This window comes from Streptomyces sp. NPDC002643 (assembly GCF_053592555.1).
In genome coordinates this window covers 346346-362611 of record NZ_JBSFVY010000003.1, presented here as the reverse complement: position 1 = coordinate 362611, position 16266 = coordinate 346346, and the positions used below count along the sequence as shown (strand labels likewise).

13 protein-coding genes are annotated in these 16266 nt (G+C 69.7%); 12 read left to right on the top strand and 1 reads right to left on the bottom strand.

Annotated elements, in window-relative coordinates:
* The first annotated feature begins 71 nt into the window (after positions 1-71).
* On the top strand, positions 72-3356 hold the full coding sequence (locus ACWD4G_RS06330) for a discoidin domain-containing protein (protein ID WP_451291035.1): 3285 nt from the start codon (positions 72-74) through the stop codon (positions 3354-3356).
* 14 nt (positions 3357-3370) lie between these two features.
* Positions 3371-4864: a family 43 glycosylhydrolase gene (locus tag ACWD4G_RS06325; protein ID WP_451291155.1), complete on the top strand. Its 1494-nt coding sequence runs from the start codon at positions 3371-3373 to the stop codon at positions 4862-4864.
* Positions 4865-4957: 93 nt separating this feature from the next.
* Here the strand turns inward: ACWD4G_RS06325 and ACWD4G_RS06320 are convergent, their stop codons facing one another.
* Positions 4958-6751, bottom strand: a complete 1794-nt coding sequence (locus ACWD4G_RS06320; RefSeq protein WP_451291034.1) for an AMP-dependent synthetase/ligase — start codon at positions 6749-6751, stop codon at positions 4958-4960.
* A 500-nt stretch (positions 6752-7251) separates the two neighbouring features.
* On the opposite strand from ACWD4G_RS06320, the gene ACWD4G_RS06315 reads away from it, so the two are divergent.
* The 10 genes from ACWD4G_RS06315 (at position 7252) to ACWD4G_RS06270 (ending at position 16262) form a co-directional block, all read left to right on the top strand.
* Entirely contained in the window at positions 7252-8646 is a 1395-nt protein-coding gene (locus ACWD4G_RS06315) for a transcriptional regulator (RefSeq protein WP_451291033.1), read from the top strand.
* A gap of 365 nt (positions 8647-9011) precedes the next feature.
* Positions 9012-9716 carry a 3-oxoacyl-ACP reductase FabG gene (fabG, locus tag ACWD4G_RS06310; RefSeq protein WP_451291032.1) on the top strand — a complete coding sequence of 235 codons (705 nt, stop codon included), beginning with the start codon at positions 9012-9014 and terminating at the stop codon, positions 9714-9716.
* 269 nt (positions 9717-9985) lie between these two features.
* Positions 9986-11134, top strand: coding sequence for a beta-ketoacyl-[acyl-carrier-protein] synthase family protein (locus ACWD4G_RS06305; RefSeq protein ID WP_451291031.1), 1149 nt, complete (start codon positions 9986-9988; stop codon positions 11132-11134).
* Complete coding sequence (locus ACWD4G_RS06300; RefSeq protein WP_451291030.1) at positions 11131-11676, top strand: beta-ketoacyl synthase chain length factor; 546 nt, start codon at positions 11131-11133, stop codon at positions 11674-11676. Before ACWD4G_RS06305 ends, ACWD4G_RS06300 begins: the two co-directional genes overlap by 4 nt.
* Positions 11673-12179, top strand: a complete 507-nt coding sequence (locus tag ACWD4G_RS06295; RefSeq protein WP_451291029.1) for a hypothetical protein — start codon at positions 11673-11675, stop codon at positions 12177-12179. The genes ACWD4G_RS06300 and ACWD4G_RS06295 overlap by 4 nt, the downstream gene beginning before the upstream one ends.
* 11 nt (positions 12180-12190) lie before the next feature.
* Positions 12191-12886 carry a UbiX family flavin prenyltransferase gene (locus ACWD4G_RS06290; RefSeq protein WP_451291028.1) on the top strand — a complete coding sequence of 232 codons (696 nt, stop codon included), beginning with the start codon at positions 12191-12193 and terminating at the stop codon, positions 12884-12886.
* Positions 12861-14333, top strand: a complete 1473-nt coding sequence (locus ACWD4G_RS06285) for a UbiD family decarboxylase (RefSeq protein WP_451291027.1) — start codon at positions 12861-12863, stop codon at positions 14331-14333. The genes ACWD4G_RS06290 and ACWD4G_RS06285 overlap by 26 nt, the downstream gene beginning before the upstream one ends.
* Before the next feature lie 56 nt (positions 14334-14389).
* A complete protein-coding gene (locus ACWD4G_RS06280; RefSeq protein WP_451291026.1) occupies positions 14390-14854 on the top strand; it encodes an FAS1-like dehydratase domain-containing protein in 465 nt (154 codons plus the stop codon).
* A 41-nt stretch (positions 14855-14895) separates the two neighbouring features.
* Complete coding sequence (locus ACWD4G_RS06275; protein WP_451291154.1) at positions 14896-15339, top strand: MaoC/PaaZ C-terminal domain-containing protein; 444 nt, start codon at positions 14896-14898, stop codon at positions 15337-15339.
* Entirely contained in the window at positions 15336-16262 is a 927-nt protein-coding gene (locus ACWD4G_RS06270) for a 3-oxoacyl-ACP synthase (protein ID WP_451291025.1), read from the top strand. The genes ACWD4G_RS06275 and ACWD4G_RS06270 overlap by 4 nt, the downstream gene beginning before the upstream one ends.
* The last annotated feature ends 4 nt before the right edge of the window (positions 16263-16266 follow it).

The window sequence follows — 16266 nt, the reverse complement described above, 5'->3', positions numbered from 1 at the left end:
CTTGACACTCCATCAGCCCGCTCCTACGTTGCGAAAACCTTTTAGGTCGTTTCAGCAAAGGGGAGCAACCGATGCGAAGACGAACAAGGCCCGCCGCGCACCCCCTCCTGATCGCTCTGGCGCTTCTCGTCTGCTCCGTGTTCGCCGCACCTCCCGCCCACGCCGACCAGACCATCGGCTTCCCCACCTTCGGCGGCCCCGCGATCCCCGCCCCGCCCGTCGCCCACACCCAGGGCGACATGATGAAGGCCATCTACGACGCGGAGAGTTCGGGCACCGACTTCTGGATGGACCGGCTGCTGGCCCGTACCGGCGACGATCCGGCCGGGCCCTGGCTGATGTCCCGGGGCCGGGCCCTGTTCATGAAGACCCACAACCCGGCGGTGCTCGGCTTCGGCGGCAACGTCGCCTACTGGGAGGGCATCAACAACAGCAACGCCTACTCGGTGGCGATCACCCCGGGCACCTTCACCGAACAGGTCGGCCAGCGGCGGCAGACCCCGAGCCACTGGAAGAGCGTCCACACCAGCGGTTCCGTCACCGTCGACCAGACCAAGTTCATCACCGAGAACAACGTGGCCGTGACCAACCTGGCCATCAGGAACAACGGCTCCGCCTCCACCACGCTTCAACTGCGCGCGACCTCGCCGTACGCCACATCCGGCAGCGGCAGCGAGCTGACCGGCCAGGTCAACGCGTACAACAACCTCACCACCCTCAAGCCCCGGCTGACCGGCGACGGGTTCACGGTGTCGAGCGGTGGTCTGGGCCGCTCGGTGACGGTCGCGGCCGGGGCCACGGTCACCGTCAAGGTGGTGATGGGCTTCGTCACCGACGAGATCCCGGAATCGCTGAGCGAGTACAACGCGTACGCCGGTCACTCCCCCGCGACCGCCTTCGCGACCCACGTCCGCGCCTACAACCTGTGGTGGGCGCAGAACGTGCCCTATGTCGACGTGCCCGAGCCGGCGATCAAGAAGAACATCTACTACCGCTGGTGGCTGATGCGCTTCAACCACCTCGACGCCGACATCCCCGGGCAGACCTTCCAGTTCCCGACCTCCACCGAAGGCGTGCTCGGCTACAACAACGCGATCGCGCTGACCCAGCCGATGCACATCGACGACCTGAAGTATCTGCGGAACCCGATCTACGCCTACGGGGACTGGCTGAGCGTCGGGCAGATCTCCAAGGGCGGACGCTTCCTCGACAACCCGGGCGACCCGGAGAACTGGTCGAACAGCTACACCCAGTACATCGCCGAGGCCGCCTGGAAGAGCTACCAGATCCACGGCGGCCAGCCGGCCATCGCGGGCAACCTGGCCCGGTACGCCGAGGGTGACGTCAAGGGGCAGCTCGCGTACTACGACCACGACGACAACAAGCTCATCGAGTACGACTGGGGTGCCCTGACCGGCAATGACGCCGACGCGGTGTCCTTCCACTGGAAGCCGGGGAACATGGACCGCGCCGAGTCCGCCTACCAGTACAGCGGTGCCATGGCCGCCGCGCAGGCGTACGAGGCGATCGGCAACACGGCCAAGGCCACGGAGATGCGCACGCTCGCGAACCAGATCAAGGACGCGATCGTGAATGTGCTGTGGAACCCGAACCGGCAGCTCTTCGAGCACCGGCTGAAGTCGACGAACGAATGGGTGCCGTGGAAGGAGATCAACAACTACTACCCGTTCTCGGTCGGCGCCGTCCCCGACACCGCGACCTACCGGCAGGCCCTGCGCCTGTACGACGACCCGGCGCAGTACCCGATCTTCCCGTTCTACACGGCCAACCAGATCGACAAGCAGGCGGCGGCCGAGGCAGGCGAACCGGGCTCCAACAACTTCTCCACGATCAACTCGACCGTGCAGTTCAGGCTGTACTCGTCGGTGCTGCGCAACTACCCCAACTCCTGGATGAGCGCGACCGACTACAAGAAGCTGCTGTACTGGAACACCTGGGCGCAGTACGTCGGCGGCAACACCCAGTGGCCGGACGCGAACGAGTTCTGGGCGGACTGGAACGGCTCCTCGATCGACTACCGGTCCTGGATACATCACAACATCCTCGGCAGCAGCAACTGGACGGTCATCGAGGACGTGGCCGGGCTCCGGCCGCGCGGTGACGCCAAGGTCGAGCTGTCGCCGATCGACATCGGCTGGAGCCACTTCACCGTCAACAACCTCCGCTACCGCAACGGCGATCTGTCGATCGTCTGGGACGACCCGGCCGACGGAGTGGTCCGCTACCCGGGTGTCCCGGAGGGCTACTCGATCTTCGTCAACGGCAGCCGCGTCGCCACCGTCGGCACGCTCGTCCCCTTCACCTGGGACCCGGCCACCGGTGAGGTGACGACGAACGGCACGGTCACCCATCACACCGCCGCCCCCGGTCTCAAGGCCCCCAACCAGGTTGTCCAGGACAGCCCCCGCATGGTCGACATGCTCGCCAAGGCGGGCGTCGATCTCACCGCCGACCTCACCAATCTCGCCTCCGGCGCGACCGTTTCCGCCTCCCACACCGGGTCGGGCTCCTCGGTCTCCGGCGCGGTCGACGGTCTGCCCACCAACGAACCCTTCTGGGGCGCCGGCGGCTCCGCCGGCAGCCAGGACTGGTACGAGATCGACTTCGGCGCCACCCGGACGCTCAACGAGGTCCGCCTGTACTTCAAGGACAGCAGACCGGCCAGTACGACCTACCGGGCGCCGTCCTCGTACACCGTCCAGTACTGGAACGGCAGTTCGTGGGTGAACGCCCCCGACCAGACCAAGAGCCCGTCCGTCCCGCGCGCCAACTACAACCTCGTACGCTTCCCGTCTCTCGACGCCCAGCGCATCCGGGTGCTGGCCACCCACGCCTCCGGCGCCAGGACCGGACTCACCGAGGTGAAGGTGTTCAACCGGGGCGGTGTCCAGCCGCCTCAGCCGCCGGCCAACCAGGCGGGTTCCGCGACGGCGAGCGCTTCGTACACCTCCCCGTGGGAAGCGGTCACCGCCCTGAACGACGGGATCGATCCGCCCTCGTCGAACGACACCGTGAATCCGCGCTGGGGCACCTGGCCCGAGTCCGGTCAGCAGTGGGCCGAGCTGACCTGGCCGTCGGCGCGCACCCTGAACAAGGCGGAGGTGTACTTCTTCGACGACGACCAGGGCATCGACATGCCGTCCGCCTGGAAACTCCAGTACTGGAACGGCAGTTCGTACGTCGACGTGCCGGGCGCGAGCGCGTACGGCTTGGCCGCGAACCAGTACAACAGCGTCACCTTCACCGCCACCAGCACCACACGACTACGGGTGCTGCTCACCAGCAACGGCACCAACTCCGTCGGTCTCCTCGAAGTGAAGGCGTATGGCCCATGACCATGACGATGCCCCTGACGCGGTTCAGACGTCTCTCCACGCTCCTCACCCTGCTCGCCCTCGCGGTCGTCTTCCCCACGGCGCCGCCCGCGTCCGCCGCCGTGTCGTTCACCTCCACGGGCGTGAACCAGAACGGCGGCAACTGCCTCGACCTGCCTGGCGGTTCCACCGGCAACGGCACCCAGCTCCGCGCCTTCACCTGCTCCTCCGGCGCCAACCAGAACCTCGGTTTCACCCCGGTCTCGGGGACCACCGACACCTACACGATCACCACGCGGTCCGGTCAGTGCGTCGATGTGTACGGTGCCTCGACGGCCGACAACGCCGCGATCATCCAGTGGCCCTGCCACAACGGCACCAATCAGCAGTGGCGGCTGGTACCGGTGTCGGTGTCCGGGACGGACAGGACGTTCAACCTGGTGTCCGTCGGGTCGGGGAAGTGTGTGACGCCGAACGGTGGTTCGTCGGCCTCCGACACCGCTGTGGTGCAGCTGCCGTGCGCCTCCGCGAACGGCCGGGTGTGGCGGCTGCCCGGCTTCACCGGGGACGGGGCCGGTACGAAGACGTTCACCAATCCCCTGGTCGCACGCGGACCCGACCCGTGGATGACGTACTACGACGGGTACTACTACCTCGCCACCACCACCTGGAACTCGACGATCACCATGCGCAGGGCGACCACGCTCGCCGGGCTCTCCTCTGCCCCCGAACAGGTCGTCTTCCAACTGACCCGGCCCAACGGGGCGGGCACGATGTGGGCGCCCGAGTTCCATCTCCTCGACGGGCCCAACGGGAAGCGGTGGTACTTCTACTACACGGCCGGGCGGGAGCCGTTCGACCTGGGCACCCAGCGCATCCATGTGCTGGAGAGCGCCGGGCTCGACCCGATGGGGCCCTACACCTTCAAGGCCGATCTGCTCGATCCGACCCAGGACAACACCTGGGAGCTGGACCCGGGAATCCTCCAACTCAACGGGCAGCTCTATCTGTTGGGGACCTTCTACAACGGGTCGCAGCCCATGTTCATCCGGCCGCTGTCGAACCCTTGGACGGCCAGTGGCACCCGGCGCGTTCTGTCCACCCCGACCTACAGCTGGGAGACGGTGGGCGGTGCGGTCAACGAGGGGGCCGAGGTCCTGCAACGGAACGGAAAGACCTTCATCATCTACTCCGCCAGCCACTGCTCCACACCCGACTACAAGCTCGGCATGCTCACCTACAACGGCGGTGACCCGCTCAACTCCTCGTCCTGGACCAAGTCACCGAGCCCGGTGTTCCAGCGGTCCGACGCGAACGGGGTCTACGGGCCCGGCCACAACGGCTTTTTCAAGTCACCCGACGGCACCGAGGACTGGATGGTCTACCACGCCAACAGCTCCGCGAGCGGCGGCTGCGACATGAACCGGTCCACCCGGGCACAGAAGTTCACCTGGAACGCCGACGGGACACCGAACTTCGGTACACCGGTCGCCACGGGCACGGCCCTGCCGGCGCCCTCGGGCGAGTAGCCGGGCGCAGGCAAGGGGCACATGGCGAAGGCCGCCCACTCGGAGGGGTGAGTGGGCGGCCTTCGGGTGTCCGCTCAGGAAGCGGACATCGGGTCAGGACTGGTAGATCGCCTCGATCTCCTTGGCGAAGTCCTTCAGGACCACATTGCGCTTGAGCTTCAGGGAGGGCGTCAGATGGCCGGACGCCTCGGTGAACTGGACGTCGAGGATGCGGAACTTGCGAACCGACTCGGCCTTCGAGACCGCCGCGTTGCCGTCGTCGATGGCCCGCTGGATCTCGGCGAGCAGCTCGGGGTCCTCGCGGAGCTTGCCGACCGGGGTGTCCTCCGGCTTGCCGTGCTGCGCGGCCCAGCGGGGCAGGAACTCCCCGTCCAGGGTGACCAGTGCGCCGACGAACGGCTTGGCCTCGCCGACCACCATGCACTCGGCGACCAGGGCGTGGGCGCGGATACGGTCCTCGATCACGGCCGGGGCGACGTTCTTGCCGCCGGCGGTGACGATGATCTCCTTCTTGCGGCCGGTGATACGGAGGTAGCCCTCGTTGTCGAGGGTCCCGATGTCGCCGGTGTGGAACCAGCCGTCGACCAGGGCCGTCGAGGTAGCCGCCTCGTTGTTCCAGTAGCCCTGGAAGATGTGCTCGCCGCGCAGCAGGATCTCCCCGTCGTCGGCGATCCGTACCGAACTGCACGGCATGGGCAGACCGACCGTGCCGATCTTCTGGCGGTCCCAGGGGTTGAGGGTGGTCGCCGCGCAGGACTCGGCGAGGCCGTAGCCCTCCAGGACGGTGAGGCCGAGGCCGCGGTAGAAGTGGCCGAGGCGCTCGCCGAGCGCGGCGCCGCCGGAGATGGCGTGGGTCGTACGGCCGCCCAGGACCGCGCGCAGCTTGCTGAGGACCAGCTTGTCGAGGACCGTGTGCTTGAGCTTCAGCATGAAGCCGGGGCCGGACGGGGTCTCCAGGGCGCGGCTGTAGGCGATGGCCGTGTCGGCGGCCAGCTCGAAGATCTTCTCCTTGCCGCCGGCGCGGGCCTGGGCGCGGGCGGAGTTGTATACCTTCTCGAAGACCCTGGGCACACCGAGGAGGAAGGTGGGGCGGAACCTGCCCAGTTCCTCGGTGACGTTCTTGACGTCGCTGACGTGGCCCAGCTTGATCGGCGCCACCATCGCGCCGACCTCGACCACCCGGGCCAGGACGTGCGCGAGCGGCAGGAAGAGGAGGATGGAGGAGTCCTCGCGGAACAGGGGGGTGTTGCGGGCGATGATGTTGCCGCACTCCGCGAGGAAGTTGCGGTGGGTGAGCACACAGCCCTTGGGGCGGCCGGTGGTGCCGGAGGTGTAGTTGATCGTGGCGATCGAGTCGGGGCCTGCGGCCGAGGAGTGCTCGGTCACCTGGGCGTCCGTCACATCCCGGCCGAGGGCGACGAGTTCGTCGATGCCGCCCGCGTCGATCTGCCAGAGGTTCTTCAGCAGCGGCAGGCGTTCGCGGACCTCCTCCACGACCGCCTGGTGGGCGGCGCTCTCCACGACGCACGCGACGGCGCCGGAGTCGCTGACGATCCACTCGACCTGTTCGGCGGAGGACGTCTCGTACACCGGGACGGAGACCGCGCCGGCGGTCCAGATCGCGAAGTCGAGCAGGGTCCACTCGTAGCGGGTGCGGGACATCAGGGCGACGCGATCGCCCGGCTGCACACCGGAGGCGATCAACCCCTTGGCCACACCGCGGACTTCGGCGAGGAACGCCTTGGCGGTGACGTCCCGCCACTGCCCGTCGACCTTGCGAGCGAGCACGGCCCGGTCGGGGTACTTGTCGGCGTTACGGAGGATGATGTCCACCAGATTGCCGTCGGCGGGAACCTCGTACAAGGCCGGAACGCTGAACTCGCGCAAGACTGTTGCTCCTTAGTCGGCGTCGACTGCGGAGGGGAGCGCCGCAGCGGGGGCCGGGTGCTGACGGCCCGGAGGCTACCAGTTAGTAGGGTCCAGGTACAGGCATGTGTACGGTCGAGACCGTGCTTCCCCGACCGAGTCTTCAGGCTTGCATATTGTCGACTTCGGGGGGTTGATCGGGAGGGCCCGCTTCGTCTGTCATGAAGGGCATGTCCGAGTGACACAGCCGAAATCGCTCTTCCCGGTCAAGCCAGTCGACCCGGACACTGTCATGACGTTCTGGTATCCGCGTGATTACGCCTCGCTCACCTCACGCCTGACGACCCGCGCACCCCGCCGTCCACTGCCCCTGAGCCGCAAGGTGCACGACTCGGACACCGCCCTTTGACGGTCCGACCGGCCCGGGACTTCAGTCCGGGTCTGGCGGATACCCCTCACCGCCTCACGCGAAACGTGTCATCGAGGAGCACAGCATTCTGATGTTCAGAGAAGAAAAAGGCATGGCCTCGTCCACCCCCCGCCACCGACACCCTCTGGCCGCGCTGCGGACCAGGGCCGGCTACACGCACAGCGAGTACGCGCGTCTGATCGCCGCGACCCATGCCGAACTCGGCTTCGGGCACATGGCGGCGCGCAGGGAGAAGGTGTCCCGCTGGGAAGCCGGCCGCGCGGTGCCGGAGCGGACCGCGCAGCTCGCGATCGCGCACATCCACGCCGTACCGGAGGAGGAGGTGGCAAGGCTCGTCTGGCCGGACTGGCTGCGTCTCGCCCACGGGGACGCGCGTCAGCTGGAGTTACCGTGGACGTCCTCGGCCGTGCCGGAGGCCATCCTCGATGCCGTCGCGGCACGGCAGCAGACGCAGCAGGGGTATCTGCTGGCGACGGGTTGGGCGGCCAAGTCGCTGGCGGAGAGCTGGCTGGAGGCGATGACCGAGGAGTTGGCGAGGGCCCCGGAGGGTCTCGCGCCCGGTGCCTCGGCGGAGCCCTGGGAGCCGGGCGGGGGCGTCGAGCCGGGTTCCGTACTGCAGGCGTGCACCCGGCTGCGGACGCTGCACATGTTCGCGGGCCGGTTCACGGCCGGGTGGCTGGTGCCGGCCAGTGAGCAGGAGCTGCGGCATCTGGCCGACCACTTCGCCGCCGCCCCGGAGGTGCTGCGCCACGGCCGGGGGCTGCTGACGCTGGCGGCGGAGGGGCTGTCCCTGTGCGGTTTCATCGCCCGGCTGCAGGGCGAGCACGTCAGCGCCCAGCGGTACTACGTGGCGGCGCTGCGGTGCGCGACCGCCGCCGGTGACGCGGAGACATCGGCGGCGATCGTCACCCTGCACGCGGCGCAGTACCTGGATCTGCATCTGCACGAGGAGGCCACCGAACTCCTCACGGCGGCCCGGGCGTTGCTCGGCCGTGAGCGGGTCCAGGTGAGAGATCCGGCGCTGACCGCGCTCATCCACGCGCAGACCGCACGGGTCCATGCCCAGCGCGGGGACGATCTCGGCCGCAAACGGGCGCTGCTCGAAGGGCGGTTGGCGCTGAGCACCGATCCCCGGGCGGACCGCATGCTGATCCTGCCGATCCGCTCGGAGAGCTGGCTCCATCTGATGGATGGGGTGTCCCTGCTGGAGATGGGGCAGCCGGACCGCGCGCTCAAGTGCTTCGAGCCGGTGCTGACCGAGCAGGTGCCGGAACTGAAGCTGCCGCCGTGTGTGCGGTCGCTGTATCTGCTGCGGGCCGCCGAGACCCAGGTCGCGCTCGGCGACGCGGCCGGTGGCGCGGAGTCCGTGGCGGAGGCCACCACCCTGCTCGGCGGGGTCCGGGCGGCGGCCTCCGAGCGGGTGCGGCTCGCCCTGCGCGCGTACTCCCATCTGCCGGAGGTGCGGCACCTGCTGTCGTCCGACTGACGGCGTCCCGTCCGGGCCGGTACGGCCCTGGCCCGGGCCCGCGCGGCGGAGCACTCGGCCGCCCGGCACCGGAACAACGGTGCCGGGCGGCCGTTCGCCGTTTTTTCGGGGGGTTCCCCGTTCGCTGTGGACCGGCTCCCCGGTGGAAAGTCAATGTGCCTCGGGTGTGCCCCGTTCCCCCGTCCGTTTTCGAGGCACGTGCGAGGCACACCGTGATCCGTGGAAATCACGCGGCTCCTGCGATGAGATTTGTCTGCCCGCCCGCTGTGGAATCGCGGATGCGTCCGGCACCCGGTTTCCCGGTGTGCGCGCATGGGGCGGTGCTCTCGACGCTTTTCACGACCAGCGGGCTGGAGATTTCACGCATGAGCCGATCTGTCCTGGTAACCGGCGGGAATCGCGGAATTGGCCTGGCCGTGGCCCGGCGCCTCGTCGCGGACGGCGACCGGGTGGCCGTGACCCATCGCTCGGGAGAGCCGCCGAGCGGACTGTTGGCCGTGCCCTGCGACGTCCTGGACGCGACGGCCGTGGACGAGGCGTTCGCCAAGGTCGAGGCGGAGCAGGGCCCGGTGGAGGTGCTGGTGGCGAACGCCGGCATCACCAGGGACACCCTGCTGATCCGTATGAAGGAGCAGGACTTCACCTCGGTCGTCGACACCAACCTCACCGGGACGTACCGGGTGGTCAAGCGCGCCGCCAGGCACTTGATGCGCGCCCCGGGCGGACGGGTCGTGATCATCTCGTCGACAGCCGCGCTCAGCGGGGTCGCCGGCCAGGTCAACTACGGGGCCTCGAAGGCGGGGCTGATCGGTATGGCGCGGTCGCTGGCCCGGGAGTTCGCCCCGCGCGGGGTGACCGTCAATGTGGTGGCGCCCGGGCTCACCGACACCGCGATGAGCACCGCGCTCAGCGACGCCCAGCGGGAGCGGATCGTCGGTCAGATCCCCCTCGGCCGGATGGCGACCCCCGAGGAAGTGGCGGCGGCCGTCCGGTTCCTGGTCTCCCCCGAGGCGTCCTACATCACCGGCGCGGTGGTCCCGGTGGACGGCGGCATGGGAATGGGGCACTGAAACGTGTTCCCGGCCACACGAGCATCGGCGATTCCCCGAACGAACCGAACCGATCGAACGGATCGAATGGGCCGAACGGACCGCATGGACCGAACAGACCGAGCAGACCGAGCAGTCGGCCGAACGGAATGCAGGCGGCGGAATTTCGTCGGCCGGAATTCCACCAAGAACTCGACGAATACCGCCGGCGCGGGACCCGGCCGATTCCAGCCGCGGGTTTCTCTTCGAACGATTCAGCCGGCCGCGACGGAAATTCCGGGAGGCTTCAGGTGAACAGGCAGTCAGGGCCCGGCCGTTCCGGCAGGACGGTCGCCGTCACCGGGATGGCGGTGACCACCGGGTACGGGCAGGGCGTCGACGTACTGCGCGAGGGGATCTACTCCGGTGAACCCGCGTTCGTTCCGGTGACCCGGTTCGACACCGGCAGATACCGGGTCGGGGTGGCCGCCCAGGCCGACGCCGGACTCGACCTCGACACCGAGTTGACGGCGCTGACCGAGGAGGCGTGCAAACAGGCCGGGCTCTCGCAGGGCGAACGGGCCGACGCCCCGCTGATCGTGGCCCGGCACGCCGACCCCGAGGTGTCCCGGCTGCCGAGGCGCGAGCAGGAGTCCCGGCCCATCAGCGACACCGCCCGGCGGCTCTCGCACGAGCTGGGCCTGCGCGGCGCCGGACGTACCTATATCAACGCCTGTGTCGCGGCGAGTACGGCGATCGCGGAGGCGGCGGCGCTGATCTCCTCGGGCCGCGAGGACCGGGTGGTGGTCGCCGCCGGGCATCTCGTCGACGCGGAGTCCTTCACCACCTTCAACGCCGGCAAGGCCCTGGCACCCGACGGACGGCTGAGGCCGTTCAGCAGCGGACGCAAGGGGCTGCTGCTGGGCGACGGCGCCGGGGCGGTGGTGCTGGAGGCCGTCGACAGCCGGCCCGGAATACGGCCGCTGGCCCGTCTCACCGGGTGGGGCATGGCGGGTGACGCCCACCATGTCTGCCAGCCGCATCCGCAGGGTGTCGGTATGGCCCGAGCGATCACCCGGGCACTGGACCGGGCGGGGCTCGGCCCCGGGGACCTCGACTACGTCAACGCCCATGGCACCGGAACGCCGTACAACGACGCCGCCGAGACCGCCGCGCTGCACCGGGCGTTCGGGGAGCACGCGGAGTCCGTCCCCGTCAGCTCCACCAAGTCGATGCACGGGCACGCCCTGCAGGCCGCGGGTCTGGTCGAGTTCGTGATCTGTCTGCTCGCCCTGGAGTCGGGGCGGCTGCCGGTCAACTCCGGCTATCTCGGCCCCGATCCCGACTGCCGGCTCGACCTCGTCCTCGATTCCCCCAGGGAACGGGAGACCCGCCATGTCCTCAGCCTCAACGCCGCGTTCGGCGGCGCCAACACGGCGCTGGTGGTGAGCGCGGCATGACGACGACAGCCTCCCACCTGACCGTTGTGGCGCGGGCGAGCTGGTCCGCCGACAGCGGGGAACAGCCGCCGAACCTCCCCGGGTTCACCGCCTCGCCGTTCGCCCCGATCATCGCCCATATCGCCGACGCCTGTCTGAGCGAGCGCTTCGGTGAACCGCCTCTCGCGGCGGAGCGGGCCGAGGACACCGCGATGGTGCTGGTGTCGCGGCTCGGTGACATGGCCACCGAGGCCGCCGTCACCGGCTCGGTCGACACCGGGTCCAAGGCGTCGCCGCTGCTCTTCTACCAGTCCGTGCCCAGCGCCGTCCTCGGTGTGGTGTCAGCCCGCTGGGGTCTCGGCGGCCCCGTGATCTGCGTCAGCCCGGCCGGTGACCCGCCGGCCGAAGGGATGGACCTGGCCGAGTTGTTGATCGAGGACGGCAGCGCCGGGGATGTGCTCCTCGTCCTGGTCGAGCTGGCCACCCGGGAGGACCGCCCGGACCGGGCCGAGGCGCTCCTCGTCACCGCCGGCACGGCACCCGTCAGGGGGTCGTCGGTATGACGGAGACCGCGCGGGACTTCCCGCTCTCCAAGGAGATCGCCCTGCTGCGGCAGGCCTGGTGGCTGCACGACGCCCGCTGGTACCAGGCGGTGAAGACCCGCTTCGGACAGGACGCCGCCAACGAACTCAACGCCGAGGTCATGCAGTTCGTGGCCCGACGCATCGCCACCCTCTACTCCCGGCAGCACCCCACGGACCCGGAGGGCGCCCCTAAGGACGTGGCGGCCACGCTGGAGGCGCTGGCCCGGCTGATGTTCACCCGGTCGATGGTGAAGCTGGAGTCCACCGAGTTCGACGAGGACGGCACCTGGGAGACCGTCGTCAGCGAGCACTTCGCCCTCAAGATGCTCAAGGCCAGCCGCTCCCTGGACGGCTACCGGTGCCCGTGCGTGGAGTTGCGGGCGGGCTGGTTCGAGGGCATCGGCGTGAGAGCGACGGACGAGGTCGTCGAGTGCATGCGCGAGGGGGCGTCGGTGTGCCGCTTCCGCGCCTGCCTGAAGTGAGGGGGCCGTCGATGCGACTGGTCGTGGCCATCACCGGTGCCACCGGCGCCGTACTGGGTGTGCGGTTGCTCCAGGAACTACGGCTCCACGACGAGGTGGAGACCCATCTGGTCGTCAGCCGGTGGGCGCGCTCGACGCTGAAGGTCGAGACCGGGCTCACGGGGCGCGCGCTGAGCGCCCTCGCGGACGTCACCCACTCCCCCGACGACCAGGGCGCCGCGATCTCGTCCGGGTCCTTCCCCGTGGACGGCATGATCGTGATGCCGTGCAGCATGAAGACGCTGGCCGCGGTCAGGACCGGGTACGCCGACGGGCTGATCGCACGGGCGGCGGACGTGACGCTCAAGGAGCGCCGCAAGCTGGTGCTGGTGCCCCGGGAGACCCCGCTCGGCGACATCCATCTCGACAATCTGCTGGCCCTGTCCCGGATGGGCGCGGTGGTGCTGCCGCCGATGCTGACCTTCTACAACCGGCCGTCCACCGTCGAGGACATGGTCGATCACATCGTCGCCCGGGTCCTGGACCAGTTCGGGATCGCGTCGGGCCGGGCGCGGCGCTGGCAGGGCCTGCCGGACGCGACGGCCCCGGCATCGGCTTCGGCCCCGGCACCCGCCCAGGCACCGGTGTCCGTCGGCCTCGACCCCCGCTCCGTCACCGTGAACGCCCGGGAGGGGCACCCTCATGAGCCACTTCACCGACCTGCGTGACTACCTCGCCGCGCTCGACGCGCTCGGCGATCTGAAGACCGTAGGCCGCCCCGTCAGCGCGGATCTGGAGGCGGCCGCCATCACCCGCCGCTCGTACGAGATCCGCTCCCCCGCCCCGCTGTTCACGAACATCGCCGAGGACCGGATCGGCATGCGGATGTTCGGCGCTCCGGCGGGCGTCGGCTCCCGGCCCGGCCTACGGCTGGCCCGGCTGGCGCTGTCGGTGGGGCTGCCACCGGAGACGAGCGCGGCCGAGCTGGTGGAGCACCTCGTACGCACCCGTGACCTGGCGCCCGTACCGCCGCGCACGGTGCCGCGCGAGAGCGCGCCCTGCAAGGAGAACGTGCTGCTCGGCGACGACGCCACGCTGGACCGGTTCGCCGTGCCGCGTATCCATGAGAAGGACGGCGGGAGTTACCTCAACACCTGGGGTGTCATCGTCGCCAGGATGCCCGACGGTTCATGGACCAACTGGTCGATCTCCCGGATCATGATGCTCGACGGCAAGCGCATGACCGGCCTGGTGGTGCCTCCGCAGCACCTCGGTCTGGTCTGGCAGGCGTGGGCCGAGCGGGGCGAGCCGATGCCGTACGCGCTGGTGCAGGGCGGCGCCCCGGCGATCCCCTTCGTGGGGGGCATCCCGCTGCCGCGCGGAGTGGACGAGGTCGGCTACATCGGGGCGCTGCACGGGGAGCCGGTCGATGTCGTCCGGTGCGAGACCGTCGACCTCGAAGTGCCCGCCACCGCCGAGGTGGTGATCGAGGGCCATATGTCGGTGGGCCGGGACAGCGCGGAGGGCCCCTTCGGCGAGTACGCCGGGTACGCGTCCACGCAGTCGTCGATGCAGCCGGTGTACAGCGTGGAGGCGATCACCCACCGGAACGACCCGATCTGGCCGATCGTCCCCGAGGGCCGGCCGGCGGACGAGTACCACACGGTGACCGGCACCGGTCGCGCCGCGAACGTCCTGCACGCCCTGCGGAGGGCCGGGTTGCCGGTGACCACCGTGTGGATGCCGTTCCCGGCGGCCATGCACTGGACGGTGGTGACCGTGCCGGACGACTGGCGGTCGGCGCTGCCCGGCACGGACTCCGGGGAGTTCGTACGGCGGATCGGCGAGGTCATCCACAACAGCGGCGGGCCCAGCGCGATGATGCCGGTCACCTTCGTGCTGGACGACGACATCGACCCGTCCGACGAGGCCGATCTGCTGTGGGCGCTGGCCACCCGGCTGCACCCCAAGGACCGGCGGACGGCGTGGGACGGAGTCGTCCTGCCGTTCATGGCCTGCTACTCGGACGACGAACGCAAGGCGATGCGCGGCCCGAGCGTCGTCCACGACGGTCTGCTGCCTGCCTGGGGCGAGGGCCGCCTCCACCACAGCTCGTTCGCCCAGGCCTACCCGGCCGACGTCCGCCGCAGGGTCCTGGACCACTGGGACGACTGAGCCTGCCCCGTCCATCGTCCAACGCCCCCTTTCCGACCCGCACTTGATGGAGCGACATGGCGCTGAACCCGAGTTGCGTCGGCAAGATGTATCCGCCCTCGCGGCCCTACCCCGTGGAGCCGGAGACGATCCGCCGCTTCGCCGAGGCCGTGGGCGACCCCGCCCCCGTGTACACGGACCCCGAGGCGGCGCGGTCCCTCGGCCATCCCGCCCCGCTCGCCCCGCCGACGTTCCCGTTCGTCGTGGTCATGCGGGCGATGGAAGAGGTCTTCGACTATGGGGACATCGGCTTCGACCCCACCTATCTCATCCACGGCGACCAGCGCTTCGCGTACGCCCGTCCGGTCCGGGTCGGCGACCGGCTGGTGACCACTCTGGAGATCACCGGGGCGAAGACGCTGCGCGGCAAGGACGTACTGACCCTGCGGGCCGACCTCGCCGACACCGGCGGCGAACACGTCGTCACCACCTCCATGACCTTCGTCTCGCTGAGCGCGGTGGAAGGCGGTGCGGGGCGATGACATCCAGGGCTGAGGAAGTGACGTCCAAGGCCGAGGAAGTGATGTCCACGGCCGGGGAAGTGACGGTCGGCACCGAACTGCCCGTCCGCGCGGTCACGTTGACCCGGCACGATCTCGTGCGGTACGCGGGGGCCTCCGAGGACTTCAACCCCGTCCACTGGAACCCCCGGGTGGCGCACGAGGCCGGGCTGCCCGAGGTGATCGCCCACGGCATGCTCACCATGGCCGTGGCCGCCCGCACGGTCACCGACTGGGTGCGCGACCCGGGCGCGATCGTCGAGTACCGCACCCGCTTCAGCCGGCCGGTGCTCGTCCCGGACGACGCCCGGGGCGCCACGGTCGAGGTCCGGGGCCGGGTCGCCGAACGGCTCGGCGACACCCGCGTCCGGGTCGACCTGGTCGTCACCAGCGACGGCACCAGGGTCCTCAGCGAGGCCCGGGCGGTCGTACGCCTCGCTCCCGAGCCCGGGGGCCAGGACGGATGAACACTTCCCCGGTCTTCCTCGGCTCGCCCCGGTACGTCCTGGGTGAGATCGAGGAACCGTACACGGCCGTCGAGAACCTGGAAGCGCGCGCGGCGCGGTACGCCATCCCCGTGGCTCCCCGGACCTGGGGCTGGGGCAGCTACTTCCGCACCGAGCGCACCCCGGTCGAGCTGGCGGTCGCCAGTGGGAACGCCACACTCGACGCCTCGGGTGTGGCGAGGGAGTCGGTGGACGGGCTGGTCGTCTGCACGAGTGCGTTCCCACCCTCCGTCGACGACCACGCGGGGTTCCTCGGGGCCGTGCTGGACGGGCTGGGGCTGACCGGGGTGGCGTTCACCTGCGGGATGACGCTCAACCGCTGCAACAATCTGCTCGCCGCCCTCCACCTGGCGCGCTCCCTGGTGGCGTCCGGCAGTCATCGGCTGGTCCTGGTCGTCACGGCGGACCGGATCGTCGACGAGGCGGTGCGGCTGGAGAAGTTCGCGCTGTTCAGCGATGGCGCGGCGAGTTGTCTGGTGGGCGCGGCCGAGCGAGGGCCGGACGGCTTCGCGATGATCGCCTCGGCGTCGGCGCAGAACGCGTCCGTGCTGGGCGTGCGCGACGAGATCGACTCCCGGCTGGCGGTCGCGGTCAACGAGGAGCTGGAACGTGTCACCGGGATTCCCCGGGAGAAGGTCACCGCGCTGCTGCCGGCCAACCTCGTACGGCCGCTGGTCACCATGAAGGAACGTCAGGCGGGCTTCACGGCGGCGCAGTTGCGCCTCGGTGATGTCGAGCGGCTCGGCCACTGCTTCGCCGCCGACCCCCTGATCAACCTCGTCGATCTCCTCGCCTCGGGAGAGAGCGAGATCGACGGGCTGTATCTGCTGGCCTCCAGTGTGCCCGGCGCCCGCCACGGTGTACTGCTCCGGAAGGTCTCGTGACGAC

Coding starts and splice junctions, on each gene's coding strand:
- ACWD4G_RS06330 (WP_451291035.1), top strand. CDS start 72: ATGCGAAGACGAACAAGGCCCGCCGCGCACCCCCTCCTGATCGCTCTG.
- ACWD4G_RS06315 (WP_451291033.1), top strand. CDS start 7,252: ATGGCCTCGTCCACCCCCCGCCACCGACACCCTCTGGCCGCGCTGCGG.
- fabG (WP_451291032.1), top strand. CDS start 9,012: ATGAGCCGATCTGTCCTGGTAACCGGCGGGAATCGCGGAATTGGCCTG.
- ACWD4G_RS06300 (WP_451291030.1), top strand. CDS start 11,131: ATGACGACGACAGCCTCCCACCTGACCGTTGTGGCGCGGGCGAGCTGG.
- ACWD4G_RS06295 (WP_451291029.1), top strand. CDS start 11,673: ATGACGGAGACCGCGCGGGACTTCCCGCTCTCCAAGGAGATCGCCCTG.
- ACWD4G_RS06290 (WP_451291028.1), top strand. CDS start 12,191: ATGCGACTGGTCGTGGCCATCACCGGTGCCACCGGCGCCGTACTGGGT.
- ACWD4G_RS06285 (WP_451291027.1), top strand. CDS start 12,861: ATGAGCCACTTCACCGACCTGCGTGACTACCTCGCCGCGCTCGACGCG.
- ACWD4G_RS06280 (WP_451291026.1), top strand. CDS start 14,390: ATGGCGCTGAACCCGAGTTGCGTCGGCAAGATGTATCCGCCCTCGCGG.
- ACWD4G_RS06275 (WP_451291154.1), top strand. CDS start 14,896: ATGTCCACGGCCGGGGAAGTGACGGTCGGCACCGAACTGCCCGTCCGC.
- ACWD4G_RS06270 (WP_451291025.1), top strand. CDS start 15,336: ATGAACACTTCCCCGGTCTTCCTCGGCTCGCCCCGGTACGTCCTGGGT.